At 68.8% G+C, this 18,396-nt stretch carries 17 protein-coding genes and 2 pseudogenes; 6 read left to right on the top strand and 13 right to left on the bottom strand.

Annotated elements, in window-relative coordinates:
* Window position 1 precedes the first annotated feature (1 nt).
* The 3 genes from PGN37_RS14745 to PGN37_RS14735 all read right to left on the bottom strand — a co-directional run bounded on the left by PGN37_RS14745 (window position 2) and on the right by PGN37_RS14735 (window position 2,647).
* Window positions 2-415, bottom strand: a complete 414-nt coding sequence (locus tag PGN37_RS14745; RefSeq protein WP_335331766.1) for a hypothetical protein — start codon at window positions 413-415, stop codon at window positions 2-4.
* Window positions 416-484: 69 nt separating this feature from the next.
* Complete coding sequence (locus tag PGN37_RS14740; protein ID WP_335331797.1) at window positions 485-1,834, bottom strand: hypothetical protein; 1,350 nt, start codon at window positions 1,832-1,834, stop codon at window positions 485-487.
* Between the two features lie 21 nt (window positions 1,835-1,855).
* Window positions 1,856-2,647: a (2Z,6E)-farnesyl diphosphate synthase gene (locus PGN37_RS14735; RefSeq protein ID WP_335331765.1), complete on the bottom strand. Its 792-nt coding sequence runs from the start codon at window positions 2,645-2,647 to the stop codon at window positions 1,856-1,858.
* A gap of 55 nt (window positions 2,648-2,702) precedes the next feature.
* On the opposite strand from PGN37_RS14735, the gene trhA reads away from it, so the two are divergent.
* Window positions 2,703-3,440, top strand: a complete 738-nt coding sequence (gene trhA, locus PGN37_RS14730; RefSeq protein ID WP_335331764.1) for a PAQR family membrane homeostasis protein TrhA — start codon at window positions 2,703-2,705, stop codon at window positions 3,438-3,440.
* Between the two features lie 220 nt (window positions 3,441-3,660).
* On the opposite strand, the gene PGN37_RS14725 is transcribed toward trhA, so the two are convergent.
* The 4 genes and pseudogenes from PGN37_RS14725 to mca form a co-directional block, all read right to left on the bottom strand.
* On the bottom strand, window positions 3,661-4,032 hold the full coding sequence (locus PGN37_RS14725; protein ID WP_335331763.1) for a nuclear transport factor 2 family protein: 372 nt from the start codon (window positions 4,030-4,032) through the stop codon (window positions 3,661-3,663).
* Between the two features lie 11 nt (window positions 4,033-4,043).
* A pseudogene (locus PGN37_RS14720) lies at window positions 4,044-6,052 on the bottom strand (thioredoxin domain-containing protein).
* Window positions 6,030-6,320, bottom strand: a complete 291-nt coding sequence (locus PGN37_RS14715) for a hypothetical protein (protein ID WP_335331762.1) — start codon at window positions 6,318-6,320, stop codon at window positions 6,030-6,032. Before PGN37_RS14715 ends, PGN37_RS14720 begins: the two are co-directional and overlap by 23 nt.
* A 4-nt stretch (window positions 6,321-6,324) precedes the next feature.
* Complete coding sequence (gene mca, locus PGN37_RS14710; protein ID WP_335331761.1) at window positions 6,325-7,197, bottom strand: mycothiol conjugate amidase Mca; 873 nt, start codon at window positions 7,195-7,197, stop codon at window positions 6,325-6,327.
* A 106-nt stretch (window positions 7,198-7,303) separates the two neighbouring features.
* Between mca and PGN37_RS14705 the strand changes: the two genes are divergently transcribed.
* The 3 genes from PGN37_RS14705 (at window position 7,304) to PGN37_RS14695 (ending at window position 9,183) form a co-directional block, all read left to right on the top strand.
* Entirely contained in the window at window positions 7,304-7,750 is a 447-nt protein-coding gene (locus PGN37_RS14705; protein ID WP_335331760.1) for a DUF4307 domain-containing protein, read from the top strand.
* Window positions 7,751-8,010: 260 nt separating this feature from the next.
* Window positions 8,011-8,505 carry a transcription elongation factor GreA gene (gene greA / locus PGN37_RS14700; protein ID WP_335331759.1) on the top strand — a complete coding sequence of 165 codons (495 nt, stop codon included), beginning with the start codon at window positions 8,011-8,013 and terminating at the stop codon, window positions 8,503-8,505.
* 6 nt (window positions 8,506-8,511) lie between these two features.
* Window positions 8,512-9,183, top strand: coding sequence for a GOLPH3/VPS74 family protein (locus tag PGN37_RS14695; RefSeq protein WP_335331758.1), 672 nt, complete (start codon window positions 8,512-8,514; stop codon window positions 9,181-9,183).
* On the opposite strand, the pseudogene PGN37_RS14690 reads toward PGN37_RS14695, so the two are convergent.
* The 4 genes and pseudogenes from PGN37_RS14690 to PGN37_RS14675 all read right to left on the bottom strand — a co-directional run bounded on the left by PGN37_RS14690 (window position 9,180) and on the right by PGN37_RS14675 (window position 13,877).
* Window positions 9,180-10,353, bottom strand: a pseudogene (locus PGN37_RS14690) (cystathionine gamma-synthase). The gene PGN37_RS14695 and the pseudogene PGN37_RS14690 sit on opposite strands and share 4 nt — an antisense overlap.
* Window positions 10,354-10,450: 97 nt before the next feature.
* Window positions 10,451-11,143 carry an RDD family protein gene (locus PGN37_RS14685; protein ID WP_335331757.1) on the bottom strand — a complete coding sequence of 231 codons (693 nt, stop codon included), beginning with the start codon at window positions 11,141-11,143 and terminating at the stop codon, window positions 10,451-10,453.
* A 239-nt stretch (window positions 11,144-11,382) separates the two neighbouring features.
* Window positions 11,383-12,777 (bottom strand): cystathionine beta-synthase, encoded by a 1,395-nt coding sequence (locus PGN37_RS14680; protein ID WP_335331756.1) that lies wholly within the window; start codon window positions 12,775-12,777, stop codon window positions 11,383-11,385.
* A 29-nt stretch (window positions 12,778-12,806) separates the two neighbouring features.
* A complete protein-coding gene (locus PGN37_RS14675; protein ID WP_335331755.1) occupies window positions 12,807-13,877 on the bottom strand; it encodes an alpha/beta hydrolase in 1,071 nt (356 codons plus the stop codon).
* A gap of 193 nt (window positions 13,878-14,070) precedes the next feature.
* Between PGN37_RS14675 and PGN37_RS14670 the strand changes: the two genes are divergently transcribed.
* A complete protein-coding gene (locus PGN37_RS14670; RefSeq protein WP_335331754.1) occupies window positions 14,071-15,045 on the top strand; it encodes an SGNH/GDSL hydrolase family protein in 975 nt (324 codons plus the stop codon).
* Window positions 15,046-15,084: 39 nt separating this feature from the next.
* Window positions 15,085-16,302, top strand: coding sequence for an acetyl-CoA C-acetyltransferase (locus PGN37_RS14665; protein WP_335331753.1), 1,218 nt, complete (start codon window positions 15,085-15,087; stop codon window positions 16,300-16,302).
* 38 nt (window positions 16,303-16,340) lie between these two features.
* Here PGN37_RS14665 and PGN37_RS14660 read toward each other — a convergent pair whose 3' ends face one another.
* Window positions 16,341-17,207, bottom strand: coding sequence for an endonuclease domain-containing protein (locus PGN37_RS14660; protein WP_335331752.1), 867 nt, complete (start codon window positions 17,205-17,207; stop codon window positions 16,341-16,343).
* A 174-nt stretch (window positions 17,208-17,381) separates the two neighbouring features.
* Window positions 17,382-18,236, bottom strand: coding sequence for a Bax inhibitor-1/YccA family protein (locus PGN37_RS14655; protein WP_335331751.1), 855 nt, complete (start codon window positions 18,234-18,236; stop codon window positions 17,382-17,384).
* Window positions 18,237-18,396: the final 160 nt, after the last annotated feature.

Genomic DNA, 18,396 nt, shown 5'->3' with positions numbered 1-18,396 from the left:
GTCACGCCAGGTGGCGCACCCCGAGGTACTGCAGCCACGACAGACCGATGGTGGCCGCCGTGAACGTCAGCACGAGTGCGGTGCCTGCGCCGGTCAGCGCCAGCGCACCGGTCACGAGGACGGCGACGACGGCGGCGACGAACAGCGCGTTACCGGTCAGGACCGCCACGCCCACGTGCCGGATGCTGGTCAGCCGTGCGGCGCTGTAGAGCAGCGCGCCGTAGGCGACCAACGCGGCGCCGGCGAGCCACCCGACCGTCGCGCTCACGCCGGTCAGCCGGGCCAGCGGATCGGCGGCCATCGCGACGAAGAGGCCGACCCCGCCGCACAGTGTGGCGTCGGCGCGCAGGGCGAAGCGCAACAGCTGGTCGTCGGGTCGGCTCGCCCCGACGGGACGATGGGTGATGGCGGTCATGGCACCGACGGTGCTCCGATGCCGGTGCCAGATCGACACCGATTGCTGCCAAACGCTGCCAATCGCAGGTCAGCGCACGTCGACGAGGCTGCTCTTCAGGTCGGTGGCGATGACGCGCGCGGCGGCGTTCTGCCAGTTGTGCAGCGAGCGCTGCGGCACCTCGGTGGCCAGCCACTGCCACGCGCGGCGCGCCACCGGGTCCAGCCCGGCCGCGGTCGCGTTCTGCGCGTAGGCGCGGACACCGACGACGTACGGGAAGTACAGCGCGTTGTAGTGCCGCCACGCCTCGGTGGTCCCGAAGTCGTTGCCGTCGCGGGGTTTCAGGCCGGCGATGCGCTCAGCCAGCAGGGCCCGGAGCTCGTTGGCACGCTCCAGCGGGTGATCGGGCGCCCCGCGCCGGACGAGGCGCTCGTCGACGATCGGCAGCGCCGTCAGTGGGCTGGCGACGAGCTTGGACAGGTCGGCGTAGTGGCCGAGGGCGCGGCGGGTGACGCGCACGAACGTCTCGTCATCCATGTCGTCGAGAGGGCTTGCGGCACGCCGCGGCAGCGCGGCCTCGGTGCTGCGCAGCGCCGCGCGTTCGGCGCTCAGCGCGGGGGTCCGGGAGAACGCGAGCCGGTCGAGCAGCCCGGCCAGCGGATCGGCCAGCACGTTGACGGTGATCGCGATCGCGAGGCTGCTGAACAGCAGCACGACCAGCGTGACGCCCGGCCCGGAGACGGCCACTCCGAGCAGCACCTGCCCACCGAACAGCACCGCGACCGCCGCCGTGCCCAGTGCGGAGCGCAGCATGTCCTTGCGTAGCGCCTGCCCCTCGTCGAAGGCGTCGCCGAGGGCGACGGCGACTCCGAGCAGGCCGACGTCGAAGCCTGTCGAGGCGAGTGCGAGCCAGCTGGGGACCAGGCCGAGCGGGATGACCAGGATGGCGTTCCCGAGCGCGAAGAACAGCGTGGCGACGACGACGAACCCGACGACGGGCCGCGGCTGGTGCCGGCGCAGGATCGCGGCCAGCAGCGCGCCGACGGCAGGGACGGAGACCGCCGCGAACAGCACCCAGTGACCGAGCCGCAGCGGGCCCTCGACGTCACCGGCCATCGCGGCTCCGGTCACGGCGACGACGGCGACCGCGGCGACGAGCACGGCCTCGCGGGCCCGCCCGCGTGCGGCGTCGCGCGGGCGCGACATCTCCAGCAGCACCGCGAACCAGGCCACCCCCGGCACCGCGACGAGGTAGATCTCTATCCGGCCGAGCGCCTCGACCCCCGCGCCTGTGCGTACGGCGTCGAGTGCGACGACGGCCGCGAAGCCGGTGAGGCCCACCGCGGCGAGCGCCAACATGGGTTTGCGGGGATCGCGGGCCAGCAGATAGAGACCCAGCCACCAGCTCAGTGCGAACACCGCGGCGGACAGGCCGAGCATCACGCCGACCATCACGAGGCCCTAACGCCCGTAGCGTCGATGCCTGGCGCTGTAGTCGCGCAGCGCCCGCAGGAAGTCGACCCGCCGGAACTCCGGCCAGTACGCCTCGGTGAACCACATCTCCGAGTAGGCGCTCTGCCAGAGCAGGAACCCCGAGAGCCGCTGCTCGCCCGAGGTCCGGATCACCAGATCGGGATCGGGTTGTCCGGAGGTGTAGAGGTTCTCTGAAATCGCCTCTGCGGTGACGGCTTCGATCAGCCGGTCGCCCGTGGCGCCGTTGGCCAGCTCCTTGCTCAGCAGGGCGCGGACCGCGTCGACGATCTCCTGCCGGCCGCCGTAGCCGACGGCGACGTTGACGTGGAAATGGCCACCGTTGCCGTCGGTTGATTGCACCGCCTCGCGCAGCCGGCGGGCAGGCTCCTGGCCGATCAGCTCGAGGTCACCGACCGTGCGCACACTCCACTGATTGGCGGGTGCGCAGATCTCCTCGACGACGTCGGTGATGATGTCGATCAGCGCCGCCAGTTCGTCGGCGTCGCGCTGCAGGTTCTCGGTGGAGAGCAGGTAGACCGTGGCCATCTCGATGCCGGCGTCGGCGCACCAGCGCAGCATCTCGGCGATCCGCTCTGCGCCCGCGCGGTAACCGAACGCGACGTCGTCGTGGCCGAGCTCACGGGCCCACCGCCGGTTGCCGTCGCACAGCACGGCGATATGGCGCGGGAGCTCGGATTTCTGCCGGGACAGCTCCTGTCGCAGCCGCAACTCGTAGAGCCGGTAGGCCGGTTCCTTGAGCCGCCGCGGAATGAGGTCCACGATGATCCAGACTACTGTGGCCGATGGATTGTCCACGCCAGTCAGCGGAGGTGAAATGCCGACATCTCTGGAGCCCTGGTACACCGCCGACAGGCCCGGGGAACCCGAGGATCTGCCCGAGGCCGTCGCAGAAGGCGTCGCCCAATTCCTGGGCAAGCCGCGGTTGCGGGGGTGGATTCACGTCTACTCCGCGGTGATCGCCGTCATCTGCGGCGCGACGCTCGTCGCGGTCTCCTGGTCGGTGCAGTCGACCCAGGCCGGTATCGCGACGCTGGTCTACACGTTGACGATCGTCGCGATGTTCACCGTCAGCGGGACCTACCACCGGGTGAACTGGACGTCGACGACCGCACGCACGTGGATGAAGCGCGCCGACCACTCGATGATCTTCGTGTTCATCGCCGGCAGCTACACGCCGTTCGCGGTGCTCGCACTTCCCGAGGACAGCGGTCGGGTCCTGCTCTGGATCGTGTGGAGCGGTGCGCTCGCCGGGGTACTGCTGAAGATGTTCTGGCCGTCGGCGCCGCGCTGGGTGGGGACGCCGCTCTACATACTTCTGGGCTGGGTGGCGGCGTGGTTCATCGGGCCGATCATGCAGGGCGCCGGGGTGGCCGCGGTGGTGCTGCTGATCGTGGGCGGTGCGCTCTACAGCATCGGCGGTGTGCTGTATGCGTTGAAGTGGCCGAACCCGTGGCCCACGACGTTCGGCCATCACGAGTTCTTCCACGCCTGCACGGCCGTCGCGGCGATCTGCCACTACATCGCCATGTGGTTCGCCGTCTTCTCCGGCTAAGTCCTGGCGCGAGCGTGCGTGTCTGCAGTCGACACTCCCGCATTTCCGCGAACTCCACGCACGCTCGTCGCCCGGCCGTGACGGACTCACGCCGCGCAGGCAACCGCTCGTGATGCACGTCTCGATGCACGCCGCTGATGCACGCGAGCGTGCGCAAACTCCCCGAAATTGCGGCGATTCGGGTGCAGACACGCACGCTCGCCGGGGATGGCGAACTCCCCTAGAGCGGGGTGATGTTCTCCTGGCCCCAGTAGGCCTTCATCGAGGTGATCTTGCCGTCGCCGTCGAACACCATCACCTCGATCGGCTCGATCCGCATCGCACCGCCCACGGTGATCGCGAATGTGAACGCGGCCTCGTGCCCGCCCGCGCGGAACGTCAGCAGCTCGGTGGTGATGTCGTGATCGCCTTCCATCCCCTTGTAGAACCCGGCGATGGCCTGCCTGCCGATGTGCACTTCGCCGCAGCCCACCGGGTCCTCGAGCGTGGCGTCCTCGGCGTAGAGCGCCGCGACATCCTCGGCCTTGCCGTTGGCGACCGTGTCGAGGTAGCGCTGGACGAAACCGCGTAGGGCGTCGGGCTCGAAGCTCATGAGCCGCAACGCTACACGGACGGCCTCAGCGCGGCAGCGAGTTCGCCGGCCGTAGGAACCGGCAGATCGCACACCCGCCCGCGGCACACGTAGGCCGCGTCCTCGGAGCCGTCGCTGCCGCTGATCTGCGGCCGGTCTCGTAGCAGTTCCGACGTGTCGACCGGCCCGCCGACGACGACGGACCCACCGGGCGCCAACGCGCGGGCGGCCCTCAGCAGATCCGACGTCGCCGGGTCCGCGCACGACACCGCGATCTGGATCGGGCCACGCACGGCTGCCTCGGCGACCGCGAGCCAGTGCCCGGCCGAACGGGGCGCTCGCGCCAGCAGCGTCGCGGCCGCCGCGAGCGTGGCGTCGAACGCGTCGGCGTAGCGGCCCGCCCGGTCTGCGGGAGCGGGTGCGCCGCCAGCATCAGCGCCTCCGCTATCGACGACGCACCCGAGGGCGTGGCCCCGTCGAACGGATCGGCGGGCCGCATCAGCAGCTGCTCGGCATCGTCGGCGACGTCGTAGAAGCGGCCAGGGCGGTCCGGGTCGGCGAAGTGATCCAGCGCGAGGTCGAGGATCTCGATGGCAGCGTCGAGCCAACGCTGCTCACCGCTGACCTGGTGCAGCGTGAGGAGGCCGGTCGCCAGAGCCGCGTGATCGTCGAGGATCGCCGCGCTGGGGCCGACGACACCACCGAGGCTGGTGCGGCGCAGCCGGCCGTCGCACATGTGCAGATGCAGAACGGTGTCCGCGCAGGACGCGGCCGCCTCGACCAGTTCGGGTTCGGCCAGCGCGACGCCTGCCTCGCACAGCGCGGTGATCGCGAGGCCGTTCCACGCGGTGACGACCTTGTCGTCCCGCTCGGGTTGCGGACGTTCGGCGCGCACCGCGCGCAAGGTCGCCCGCACGGTGTCGAAACGCGCCGCATCCGTCGGCTCCGCGCGCAGCTGCAACACCGACGCGCCGTGCTCGAAGCTACCCTCGTCTGTCACGCCGAAAAGCTCGGCAGCCCAGCCTGAGTCGTCGCCGAGCGCGTCGCGCAGCTGCCCACGAGTCCACACGTACGTCGATCCTTCGCGTCCCGCGGCGTCGGCGTCCAGCGACGAGACGAACAGGCCGTCGCGGCGCAGATCGTTGAGCAGGAACCTCGCGGTCTCGCGAGTCACTCTGCGCCCCAGCCGATCAGCGGACAGCCGTCCCCAGTGCGCATAGGCCCGCAGCAGCAACGCGTTGTCGTAGAGCATCTTCTCGAAGTGCGGCACCACCCACGCCGCGTCCACGCTGTAGCGGGCGAACCCGCCGGCGAGCTGGTCGTAGAGGCCACCGCGCGCCATCGCTCGACACGCGCGGGCCACCGCCGCCAAAGCCGACTCCGCGCCGGTGCGTTCGTGGTGGCGCAGCAGTGCCTCCAACAGCGCCGACGGCGGGAACTTCGGGGCACCACCGAATCCGCCGTGCACCGTGTCCTCGTCGGCGAGCACCGCCTCGACCGCGCCGTCGCACAGCTCCGCGGTCACCGGTGCGCCCGCTGGCAGACCGGCGGTCTGCAGTTCGCCTGCGATGTGGTCGGACGCCTGCTCCACCTCGTCGCGGCGATTCCGCCACGTCTCGCTGACCGCCGAGAGCAGTTGCAGGAAGGTTGTTTTCGGGTAGTACGTGCCGCAGAAGAAGGGGCGGCCGTCAGGGGTCAGGAAGCACGTCATCGGCCAGCCGCCCTGCCCGGTCAGCGCCACTGTCGCCGCCATGTAGACCGCGTCGAGATCGGGCCGTTCCTCCCGGTCCACCTTGATGCAGACGAACCCGGCGTTGGCGGCGTCGGCCACCTCGTCGTCAGAGAACGACTCGTGGGCCATCACGTGGCACCAGTGGCAGGCCGCGTAGCCGATCGACAGCAGGATGGGCACATCGCGGGCGACGGCCTCGGCCAGCGCCTCGGCACCCCATTGCTGCCAGTGCACCGGGTTGTCGGCGTGCTGGCGCAGATAGGGGCTCAGCGCGGCCCCGAGGCTGTTACGTCCCGGCGTCGGGCTCACGGCGCCCCGCCGGGTCCGCCGGGTTGCCCGCGGCCAGGTCGGGGTCGGCGCCGGAGACACCGGTGTCCGAACCGGTCTCGTCTGCGTCGGTGTCGAACGATGCCGGCACCTTCTTCAGGTGCCGGTTCATCGACCACACCAGGCCGAAAACAGCGATGAGCAGCACCACGATCACGATGAGGCCGAACGGGCTGGCCTTCCCGAAATCGGGTCCGCTCTGCTGGGGCGGGTTCTGGGCCAGGATGTCGACGGCCAGCGCGGTCACCATGAGCTCAGTTCCGTTCGTCGATTCCGGTGAACAGGTCGGTCTCGGGCAGCGACACCGGGACGCGGGACCGGGCGAGCTCGAACTCCTCGGTCGGCCACAACCGCTGCTGCCACTCCATCGGGGTGGTGAAGAAGAAGCTCTTCGGGTCGATCTGGGTGGCGTGCGCGAGCAGCGCCTCGTCGCGCTGGGGAAAGTACTTCGCGCATTCGATGCGCGTCGTCACCCGCTTGTCGGCCAGGTCGATCTCCGGATCCCAACTCTCCAGCCACTTCGCGAACGGACCCTCCTGGCCGTTCCTGGCGAACTCGTCCTGCAGCACCTGCATGCGCTGCCGCAGGAAACCGTGGTTGTAGTAGAGCTTGTGCGTTGCCCACGGTTCGCCGGCGTCGGGGTAGAGCAGATGGTCGGCAGCCGCCTCGTACGCCGCGACCGACACCTTGTGGCACATGATGTGGTCGGGGTGCGGGTAGCCGCCGTTCTCGTCATAGGTCGTCATGACGTGGGGTTTGAAGTCGCGGATCACCCGCACGAGCGCCTCGGTGGGCACCTCGAGCGGCTCCAGCGCGAAGCAGCCCTCCGGCAGCGGCGGCAGCGGGTCGCCCTCGGGCAAGCCCGAGTCGATGAAGCCCAGCCAGTGATGCTCCACGCCGAGGATCGCGGCCGCCTTGGCCATCTCCTCGCGGCGGATCTCGTGTATCCGGCCGTGCACCTCGGGCAGATCCATCGCCGGGTTCAGGATGTCGCCGCGTTCCCCACCGGTCAGCGTCACCACCATCACCCGCACGCCCTCGTCGACGTAACGGGCCATCGTCGCCGCGCCCTTGCTGGACTCGTCGTCGGGGTGCGCGTGCACGGCCATCAACCGCAGTTCGCTCAACGTGTTCCCTCTTAGCTGCTCACGTGGATGGACACTCACGGTCAAGTTCAACAGAACCGACACGTCCTATAGTTCCAGTCCTAGTACACCCATCCGAACGACGGGCATGCAAAACGAGATGATCGACCGGCCCCTGGACCGACCCTCGGAGCGCTACGGCGCACCGAAGCGTAGTCGTCGCAGCAACCGTCGGCTCATCATCGGACTGTTCGTCGCGGTGATAGCGCTCGGTGTGGCGATCGCCGCGGTGGCGTTCGATCGGCTGGGCTCCCCGGAGGTCAAGGGCGAGCTCGGCGGGTACCGCGTCGTCGACGACCGCACGGTGGAGGTGACGGCGAGCATCTCCCGCGACGACCCGTCCAAGCCGGTGGTGTGTATCGTGCGGGCCCGGTCCTATGACGGTGACGAAGTGGGCCGCCGCGAGCTCCTGGTGGCACCGTCGTCGGCGGAAACCGTGCAGGTCAGGACGACGGTGACGACGTCGCGGCCGGCGGTGGTCGGCGATGTCTACGGGTGCGGCACCGACGTGCCGTCCTACCTGGTGGGCGGGTAGGCAGACCGCTCCGCAACCAACCGCGGACTGCGAAAACGTGAAAATCGGGTGGCTGCCCGGTGCTATCATGGACGAGTACACGGTTCCTGCTGGGGCCGTGTATTGCTGCATTTGAGCGCCGCTACGACGACGGTGATTGTGGCAATACACACTGATACACGCTGATACATCGTTGGGTGCCTCAGCACCGCCCCGGCACCGTGCCCGAGAACTTTTCACGCACACAGCGCTGAAAGCGACGACGACAGGAGCGCGCCGACATGACTGACACCCAGGTCACCTGGCTGACCGAAGAAGCGTTCGACCGGCTGAAGGCCGAACTCGACCAGCTGATCGCCAACCGACCCGTCATCGCGGCCGAGATCAACGACCGCCGTGAAGAGGGCGACCTGCGGGAGAACGGCGGCTACCACGCCGCTCGCGAAGAGCAGGGCCAGCAGGAAGCCCGGATTCGTCAGCTGCAGGAGCTGCTCAACACCGCCAAGGTCGGCGAGGCGCCCAAGCAGTCCGGCGTCGCGCTGCCCGGCTCGGTGGTCAAGGTGTACTACGACGACGACCAGAGCGACACCGAGACGTTCCTGATCGGTACCCGTCAGGAGGGTGTCACCGACGGCAAGCTCGAGGTGTACTCGCCGAACTCTCCGCTCGGCGGCGCGCTGCTCGACGCCAAGGAAGGCGAGACGCGGACCTACACCGTGCCCAACGGCAACACCGTGAAGGTCACGCTGGTCTCCGCGGAGCCCTATCACGGCTGACCCGGCGTGGCGCAGTTCGCTGAAGAGCTGTTTCTTCTCCTGATCGACAACGCATCCGGCCAACCCGGCCTGGACGATCCGCGGCGGGCGCACGTGCTGGCTGCCGCCACCCTGCTCGACATCGCACATGCCTGCCAGGTGCGCCCGACGGTCGACGGCGAACCGGCACCGCAGGGGCATCTGATCGCGCTCGACGCGGTCGGCCCCGTCGACCCAGTGACGGCGCCGGCGCTGGAGTATCTACGCGCAGCCCCGCGGCGGCCCGGTCAGGCGATCAAGGTGCTGGGCCGATCCGCGGAACGCCTGCTGGCCGAGCATCTGGAGCGGAGCGGCCAGATCCGTCGCGTGCCCGTGCGTTCGGGCGTGCTGCGACGACGCACGAGCACGTTGCTGACCGATCGCCGCCGAGTCGGGCCTGCCCGCGACGCGCTGATGGCGGCGCTGTTCGAGCGCAGACCGCCGAGTGCGGCCACCGCGGCGACCATCACGGTGCTCCACGCCGCCGACGGACTCGGCGCGCTGCTCAGTCTCAACGACCGCGGGTGGCGTTGGGTGCACGCCCGGGCCGGCGAAATCGCCAGTGGCAGTTGGCTGGACGAGTCGGCGACCGGGCTCGCGGAGATCAACCTGGCGGTCACCGCGTCGGCGGTGCGCCAGGCGTTGGCGGAGCTGACCTAAGCGAGTGCCTGCTCGACATCGCCGAGCAGATCGGCGACGTCTTCGATGCCGACCGACAGGCGCACCAGATCGTCGGGCACCTCGAGTTGCGACCCCCGCGGTCGAGGCATGCGTCATCGCCCCCGGGTACTCGATCAGCGACTCCACCCCGCCGAGCGACTCGGCCAGGATGAAGATGTCGGTGCGCGCACAGAAGTCGCGCGCGGCCTGCGGGCCACCCTTGAGGCGCGCCGACACCATTCCGCCGAATCCGCTCATCTGCTTGGCGGCCACGTCGTGGTGGGGATGATCGGCCAGGCCCGGGTAGAGAACGGTCTCCACAGCGGGATGCCCAGCGAGGAATTCGGCGATGGCAGCGGCATTCTCGCTGTGCCGCTGCATCCGCAGCGGCAGTGTCTTGAGCCCGCGCATCGTGAGGTACGCGTCGAACGGGCCCGGCACCGCGCCGGCCCCGTTCTGCAGGAAGGCGAATGCGTCGTCGAGGGCCTCGTCATTGGTGACCAGTGCGCCGCCGACGACATCGGAGTGCCCGCCGATGTACTTGGTGGTCGAGTGCAGCACGATGTCGGCGCCGAGCAGCACCGGTTGCTGCAGAGCGGGTGAGGCGAAGGTGTTGTCCACCAACACTTTCACGCCGCGCTCGCCGGCCAGCGACGCGATGCCGGCGATGTCGGCGATCGACAACAGTGGGTTCGTCGGCGTCTCGACCCAGATCAGCTTCGTGCGGTCGGTGACGGCGGCCCGCACCTTGTCCAGATCACCGAGTGCGACCGCGGTGTAGCTGATCCCCCACAGCGCGAACACCTTGTCGATGAGCCGGAACGTGCCGCCGTAGGCGTCGTCGGGGATGACGAGGTGATCACCCGGCCGCAGGATGGCGCGGAGCGCGCAATCGGTGGCGGCCATGCCGGAGCTGAATGCGCGGCCGTAGGTCGCGGATTCGACCGCAGCCAGCGCCGATTCCAGCGCGGCGCGGGTGGGATTCCCGGTGCGCGCGTACTCGAAGCCGCCGCGCAGCCCTCCGACACCGTCCTGGGCGAACGTCGAGCTGGCATAGATCGGGGGGTTGACCACGCCGGTGGCGGGGTCGGGCCGGTAGCCGGCGTGGATGGCTTTGGTGGCCGGTCCCAGTGCCCGGAAGTGCTCGGATGCGCTGCGCTGCTCGCTCATGCTGCCACGGTAGCGCTGCGAGCCGTGACGCTGTCCACCCGGCACCTGGCTCGGCGACCGGCGCCGGCGCTGTAGCACCGACGCCGATCGGCTCGGCTCAGTAGTGGTGCGTCGGCTGCTGCCCGTGCTGCCCCTGCGGGGTGAGCGGGAGACACACCGTGGTCATGATCTTGTCGGCCAGCGTCTGGCGCTTGCCATCCCACAGCGGGAAAAGATAGCCGATGTAGCAGATGATCGTGTCCACGATGTGGGCCAACTGGCGAACCACGGACAGCCCGAAACCGATGGGCTGGTAAGTCTTTTCGCTGACGACCTTGAACTTCATCACGGACTTGCCGATGCTCGAGCCCGTCGTTCCCTGCCGATACCCGTAGTTCCACACCACGTAGACGAGGGTGAGCACCGACGCCAGGAACGACACCAGCGTGCCGACGACGGAGTAGCTCGACGTGCAGGCGTATCCGCCGTTGATGTTCTCGCAGTTGTTGTCACCGGTCAGGATCGCGATGCCCTGCCCGAGCCCGACGATGATGAACACCGGGATGTAGTCGATGAACCACGCGGCAACGCGCGTCAACCACGACGTGTACGCCTCTTTGGGCAGCGCGGGCGCCGCCTGCGGGTAACCCTGCTGCTGGGGCGGGAATCCGCCGGGAGGGTAATTGCCTTGCGGCGGAGGCGGATAGCCCCCGGGCGGGGGCGGCGGTGTGTAGCCGCCCTGGGGGGTCGGCTGACCGCCGGGAGGCGGGTATCCACCAGGGGGCGGGTAACCGCCCGGGTTGTCAGTCATCGAATCTTCCTCCTCGGCTCGGATGGTTCAGTGCTGGACAAAGTCTGGCGAGCAACCGGCCAAGCCACGGCGTGCAGACTGAATTCGGCAGCGAGACAACCGATCCACATACGGCGGGGACAGCCGAGACCCCGGCGGTTGCGCGCCCATGGTGCCTCCAGTCTGTTTCTTAGCTGGCAGCAAGCGAGATCACCATACCTGAGAGACGGCTGCGAACAGCGGTTTTACCCGCTGCGTGCTCAGCGTCGCGAGCTGGTGTCGGACAGGTAGCCCAGCAGGTCGTGCCGCGTCAGCACACCCACCGGCTTGCCCTCTTCGACCACCATCACCGCATCGCACTCGCGCAGTGTCTTGGCCGCCGTGCTCACCAGTTCGCCCGCACCGATCAACGGCAACGCCGGGCTCATGTGCTGACTGACGGCGTCGGCGAGCTTCGCGCGCCCCTCGAACACCGCGGAGAGCAGCTCGCGTTCGGAGACACTGCCGGCCACCTCACCCGCCATCACCGGGGGCTCGGCGCCGACCACCGGCATCTGGGACACGCCGTACTCGCGCAGGATGCCGATCGCGTCGCGGACCGTCTCCGCGGGGTGGGTGTGCACCAGGTCCGGCAGCGCCCCGGACTTGCCGCGCAACACGTCGCCGACCGTGGACTCCGAGACCGACCCGTCGAGCCGGCTGCGGAGGAACCCGTAGGACGACATCCAGCCGTCGTTGAAGATCTTCGACAGGTAGCCGCGTCCGCCGTCGGGCAGCAGGACGACCACCAGCGCGTCGGGACCTTCGCGTTCGGCCACCTGAATGGCCGCGTAGGCGGCCATCCCGCACGATCCGCCGACCAGCAGCGCCTCTTCGCGGGCCAGCCGCCGGGTCATCTCGAAGGAGTCGGCGTCGGACACGGCGATGATCTCGTCGGGCACCGCGGGGTCATACGCCGTGGGCCAGAAATCCTCGCCGACCCCCTCGACCAGGTAGGGCCGCCCGGTCCCGCCCGAGTACACCGACCCTTCCGGGTCGACGCCGACGACCTTGACCCGGCCGTCGCTGACCTCCTTGAGGTAGCGGCCGGCACCGGTGATGGTGCCGCCGGTGCCCACGCCGGCCACGAAATGGGTGATCTTGCCGTCGGTGTCGGCCCAGATCTCCGGCCCGGTCGTCTCGTAGTGGCTCTCGGGGCCCATCGGGTTGGAGTACTGGTCGGGCTTCCATGCCCCGTCGATCTCGGTCACCAGCCGGTTGGAAACGCTGTAGTAGCTGTCGGGGTCGTCGGGCGCGACGGCGGTCGGGCACACCACGACCTCGGCGCCGTAGGCGCGCAGCACGTTCTGCTTGTCCTCGCTGACCTTGTCAGGGCAGACGAAGATGCACTTGTAGCCGCGCTGCTGGGCGACCAACGCCAGGCCCACACCGGTGTTTCCCGACGTCGGCTCGACGATGGTGCCGCCCGGCTTGAGCTGGCCGCTGGCCTCGGCGGCGTCGATCATCTTGACCGCGATGCGGTCCTTGGAACTGCCGCCCGGGTTGAGGTACTCGACCTTGGCCGCCACCGTGCCCGAACCGGGCGGAACCGTCGAGTTCAGTTGAACCAGAGGGGTGTTGCCGATGAGTTCACTGACGTGCCGGGCGATGCGCATGCGTCCATCGTCTCAGGCCCGTCAGGCGACTACCAGGTGGCCTCTCGGATGTACTCGCCGATCTGCTTGATCGACCGATTGGCCTCGGGCACCGCGGGAGCGCAGATCTGGAACACGTGCATCTGACCGGGCCAGATGCGCACCTCCACCGGTACCCCGGACGCTGCGAGCAGACGCGCTGCCTTGCGCGCGTCGCTGAGCAAGACCTCCGACCCGGAGACGTGGATCAGGGTGCGAGGCAGGCCCGGCTCGATGTGATCGAGCGGTTCGTAGACCTCTTCGGGCTCACCGTTGACGACCCGCTTCGATCCAGCCTGCTCGATGAGTTCCGTCAGGGCATGAAAAGCCTTGGGCGGGAACATGACATCGCTGCGGATGTTGGGATGCTCTGCGCGTCCCTCGTTGTCGATCTCGAACAGCGGCGACATCGTGACGACGGCCGCGGGAGTCTCGGCGCCGTAGCCCTCGAAACCTTCGAACTGCAGGCGCTCGGCGAGCGAGAGTGCCAGGTAGCCGCCCGCGGAGTCGCCGGCGAGCACGATCTGGTCCGGCTCGTAGCCGGTCTCCCGCAGCCAGCGGTAGGCATCGAAACAGTCGTCGAGCGCGGTGCCCACGGAGTGTTTCGGGATCATCCGGTAGTTGACGACGAGGACTGGCGCATCGGCGTACCGCGACAGCGCGGTCACCAGGCGGCCGTGGGTGTGCACGCCGCAGGTCAGGAACGCGCCACCGTGCATGTAGAGGATGACGCTGCGCTTGCCGTCGGCGGGCAGGACACCGGCGGCACGCACCAGCTGTGCCGTGCAGTGGGGCAGCGCGATCGTCGCGCGCACGGTGCCGGGGACCGGGCGGATGACGCGGGCCGCGAAGTCCACCAGCCCCCAGGGCCACGGCAGCTTGGGGGCGTAGCTGCCGACGGAGAGGAACGGCTTGATGGTCGCCATCGCGGCCAGCCCCATGACGCGTCCTGCGATGCTCGGGCCGTCCTCGACGACCTCGACGGGCGCCCCGTCACTGACCGGGAAACGACGCGGTTTGTGTCCTCGACCTGGCCGGACACCCAGATGTGCAGTACTGGGGACCTTGCTCGGTGCCGTCATCGCCACCACTCCCTACGCCGTTGTAGTACGGGATCAGCCAAGATACTCAGACAAGCTCGTTACTTAGCTTGGCATCTGTAACCATTATCACAATCGTTTAAACGCGATTGATACCGGAGTTGATACCGCACTGTGACCGCGGATTCCGTTGCCCTACCGCGTGCCCGTCCAACGGCCACCTAAACTCGCAGCCGTGGGCTTCAGCCGCCGTGCTCCTCACGTCCGCCGGTCGACCGTCGCGCTGGCGGCCGTCGCAACGCTGGCCTCCACCGGGTCGGCCTACGTCGGTGCGCGCAACCTGCTGACCGGACAGGCCGATCAGGCCCGCCGCGTCATCCCGAAATCCTGGGACGTCCCGCCCCGCGCCGACGGCGTCTACCTGCCCGATGGCGGGCCGGTGACACGCTGGTACCGCGGCGTCCCTTTCGACCTGCACTTGATGATCTTCGGCGACTCCACCGCCACCGGCTACGGGTGTCGGACCGCCGACGAGGTACCCGGCGTGCTGCTGGCCAGCGGCCTGGCGAAGGAGTCGGGCAAGCGCATCCGGCTCAGCACCAAGGCGATCGTCGGCGCGACCTCCAAGGGGTTGTCCGGTCAGATCGACGCGATGTTCGTCGCAGGTCCGCCACCGGATGCGGCGGTGATCATGATCGGCGCCAACGACATCACCGCCCCCAACGGCGTCGGGCCGTCGGCACGGCGACTCGGCCGTGCCGTGCAGCGGCTTCGGAGCAGCGGCGCGGTCGTCGTCGTCGGCACCTGCCCCGATTTCGGTGTCATCAAGGCGATTCCGCAGCCCCTTCGCTGGGTGGCGCGCAGCCGCGGCCTGCGGTTGGCGCGCGCTCAGGCCGGCGAGGTGCGGGCCGCAGGCGGCGTGCCGGTGCCGTTCTCCGATCTGCTGGCACCGCACTTCTACAAGGCGCCGGATGAGCTGTTCTCACAGGACATGTTCCATCCGTCGGCGGCGGGCTACTCCCTGGCTGCCCAGCAACTGCTGCCCGCGCTGTGCGCCGCGCTCGGAGAATTCGTCGGAAGCGAACCGACCGAAGCGGCATTGGAGTCCCGCTCGGGTGAGGGCTCACTGCTGTCGCGGATCGGCAACATCGGCCGGCTGTGGCGCCGCTCCACCGGGGTGCCCGCGCCGATCGTCATGGCTGCGAGCTAGGTTCACAGACACGTTCTCGCTGTCTACCGAGGAGTTCTCATGCCCGAAGCAGTCATCGTCGCCACCGCCCGCTCCCCTATCGGTCGGGCCAACAAGGGCTCCCTGGTGTCCATGCGTCCCGACGACCTGGCCGCACAGATGGTCAAGGCCGTGCTCGACAAGGTGCCGGCGCTGGATCCCCGCGAGATCGACGACCTGATGCTGGGCTGCGGTCAGCCCGGCGGTGAGGCGGGATTCAACATCGGCCGCACCGTGGCGGTGCAGCTGGGCTACGACTTCCTGCCCGGCACCACGGTCAACCGGTACTGCTCGTCGTCGCTGCAGACCACGCGCATGGCGTTCCACGCGATCAAGGCCGGCGAGGGTGACGCGTTCATCTCTGCCGGCGTGGAGACGGTGTCGCGCTTCCTGAAGGGCACCTCCGACGGCTGGCCGGATTCGAAGAACGAGCGCTACGCCGACGCGATGTCACGCACCGAGCAGGCCGCCGCAGGCGCGACCGAGTGGCACGACCCCCGCGAGGACGGCCTGCTTCCCGACGTCTACATCGCCATGGGTCAGACGGCGGAGAACGTCGCACTGTTCACCGGGATCAGCCGTGAGGATCAGGACCACTGGGGCGTGCGGTCGCAGAACCGTGCCGAGGAAGCCATCAAGAGCGGCTTCTTCGAGCGCGAGATCACGCCCGTCACGCTGCCCGACGGGACCGTCGTCACCACCGACGACGGCCCGCGCGCCGGCACCACCTACGAGGCCGTCAGCCAGCTGAAGCCGGTGTTCCGGCCCAACGGCACGATCACCGCGGGCAACGCGTGTCCGCTCAACGATGGTGCGGCCGCGGTCGTGATCATGAGCGACACCAAGGCCAAGGAGCTGGGGCTGACCCCGCTGGCGCGCATCGTGTCGACCGGAGTGTCGGGCCTGTCGCCGGAGATCATGGGTCTCGGTCCGATCGAGGCCGTGCGCAAGGCGCTGGCCAGCGCAAAGATGTCGATCTCGGATATCGACCTCTATGAGATCAACGAGGCGTTCGCGGTGCAGGTGTTGGGCTCGGCGCGCGAGCTCGGTATGGACGAGGAGAAGCTCAACGTCTCCGGTGGCGCGATCGCGCTCGGGCATCCGTTCGGCATGACCGGCGCCCGGATCACCGCCACGCTGCTGAACAACCTCGCCACGCACGACAAGACCTTCGGCATCGAGACGATGTGTGTGGGCGGCGGGCAGGGCATGGCGATGGTCGTGGAGCGCCTCTCCTAGTTCCCCGGCGCGCCCTGGTGTGCACTCAGATCGCGATCTCAGCCTGCGCAACGCTCTGAGCGCACACCAGCGGCCCGTGCCCGCGCGACACGGTCGACGATGTCGGCTTCTCGTTGTCCGGCGACGACGCGCACCCGTGACCATCCACGTCCGGCGATGAACTCCGCCCGAATGATGTCGTCGGCGAACACAGCTCGCTCGCGGTGGTGGTCGCCGTCGTACTCGACGGCGACACCGGCGTCTTCCCATCCCATGTCGAGGTAGTAGCGCGCCCTGCCGAAGTCGTCGCGGACGGGGATCTGAGTTCGGGGTCGGGGAAATCCCGCGCGTATCAGCAGCAGGCGCACCCACGTCTCGCGCGGCGACTCGGCGCCCGGGTCATGCCGAGCCAAGGCATCGCGAAGACGGGGTATGCCCGGCGATCCTGCGTGCGTCTCGGCCAGCGCCAGCACGGCGTTCGGATCAAACGCCGACGCGTTGCCCAGCGCATCCAGCCGGACGACGCCGTTGTCCCCGCGCGTCAGCCGACCGAGATCGAACGCCGTGCGAGTCACCGAGGTCACCGGCAGTCCCCCGACGCGAACCACCTCGTCGTCGCCGAGCCGGTCCCGACGGGTGACTATCCCTCCGGGTGGCCGAGCGTTTCGCCACATCAATTCGACTGCTTCGTCATCGGGTATCCAGCGAGCACCGTGCAGTGCGGCAGCAGCCGCGCCGGCCACCACACCCCGGCGGCCGGTCCACAGCCACGCAGCGGTGGTGCGCTGAGCGAGCGTGGGCGTCACACCGGTAGGCACGTAGACGTTCGGGAGCAGCGGCCGATAGCGGCTCCGCAGGTGATGTTTCTTCACGCGCCCGGCCGCCAGTGCTTCCGTCCCCAGAAATGGCCACGCGAGTCCCGACATTGATCGACAGTCCCAGCCACCACGCCGCCACACCAGACACGCGGTACCGCCTGGGGATGACTCTCGCGCTGGTGTGCGTTCAGATCGCGATCTGCGGCCGGCGCGCGATCTGTGAGCACACCACACGAAAAAGGGCGCCCACCCTCTCGGTGAGCGCCCTTCTCGATACGATGACTAATCGTTGTTGAAGTAACTCAACAGCCGCAGGATCTCGAGGTACAGCCACACCAGGGTGACGGTCAGGCCCAGCGCGATGCCCCACGCCGCCTTCTCCGGCGCACCAGCGCGAATCATCTGGTCGGCCGAGTCGAAGTCGATCAGGAACATGAACGCCGCCAGGCCGATGCAGACCAGCGAGAAGATGATCGCCAGCGGGCCGCCGCTGCGCAGGCCGAAGCCCTCGCCGCCACCGACGCCGAACAGCGCAAGCACCAGGTTGAGCAGTGCGATGGCCATCACGCCGAACAGTGCGGCGACCATCATGCGGGTGAACTTCGGGGTGACGCGGATGGCACCCGTCCTGTAGACGACCAGCATGCCGGCGAACACGCCGACCGTGCCGAAGACCGCCTGGGCGATCATGCCGGGGCCACCGCTGGAAACCAGGTTCGCGAACAGGAATGACGCCGCGCCCAGGAACAGCCCCTCGAGCGCCGCGTACGACAGCACGATGGCCGGGTTGTCCTGCTTGCGCCCGAACGTCGCGATCATCACCAGGGCGAAACCGCCGAGGCCGCCGACGAGCGTGAACGGCATCATCAGGCCGATGTTCTGTGCCACCAGGAAGTACGACACGACACCGACCGCCGTGACCACGGCCAGCGTGATGCCGGTGCGGGTGACGACGTCGTCGATGGTCAGCGGACGCGCGACACCGCGCTGCTGCTGATCCGGGTACTGCGTCGTGTAGGGGTCGGCCTGTACCGCCTGAGCGCCGTAGCCGGCGGCTGCGGTACCGAACTGCGCGTATCCGCCCTGCTGCTGCCCCTTGGGCAATGAGCGGAATACCGGGTTGCTGCTCTCGCGCACCGTCGGTTCCTTTCCTGATGTCGTGTTGCGGCCTGTGCCGAACAACGGTTGAACGATCGAGGTGTCGGGACAGTTCCCGAGAAATCGAATCTGTTCCCAGCCTTCTCACAGGAACCTTACCCGGCGCCCTCCGATCAGGGGCGACGATCTAGATTGCTGG

The organism is Mycobacterium kyogaense, from assembly GCF_036946525.1.
GTDB lineage: Bacteria > Actinomycetota > Actinomycetes > Mycobacteriales > Mycobacteriaceae > Mycobacterium > Mycobacterium kyogaense_A.
Note: the sequence above shows the minus strand (reverse complement) of the source record. Positions and strands in the feature narration are given on the sequence as shown.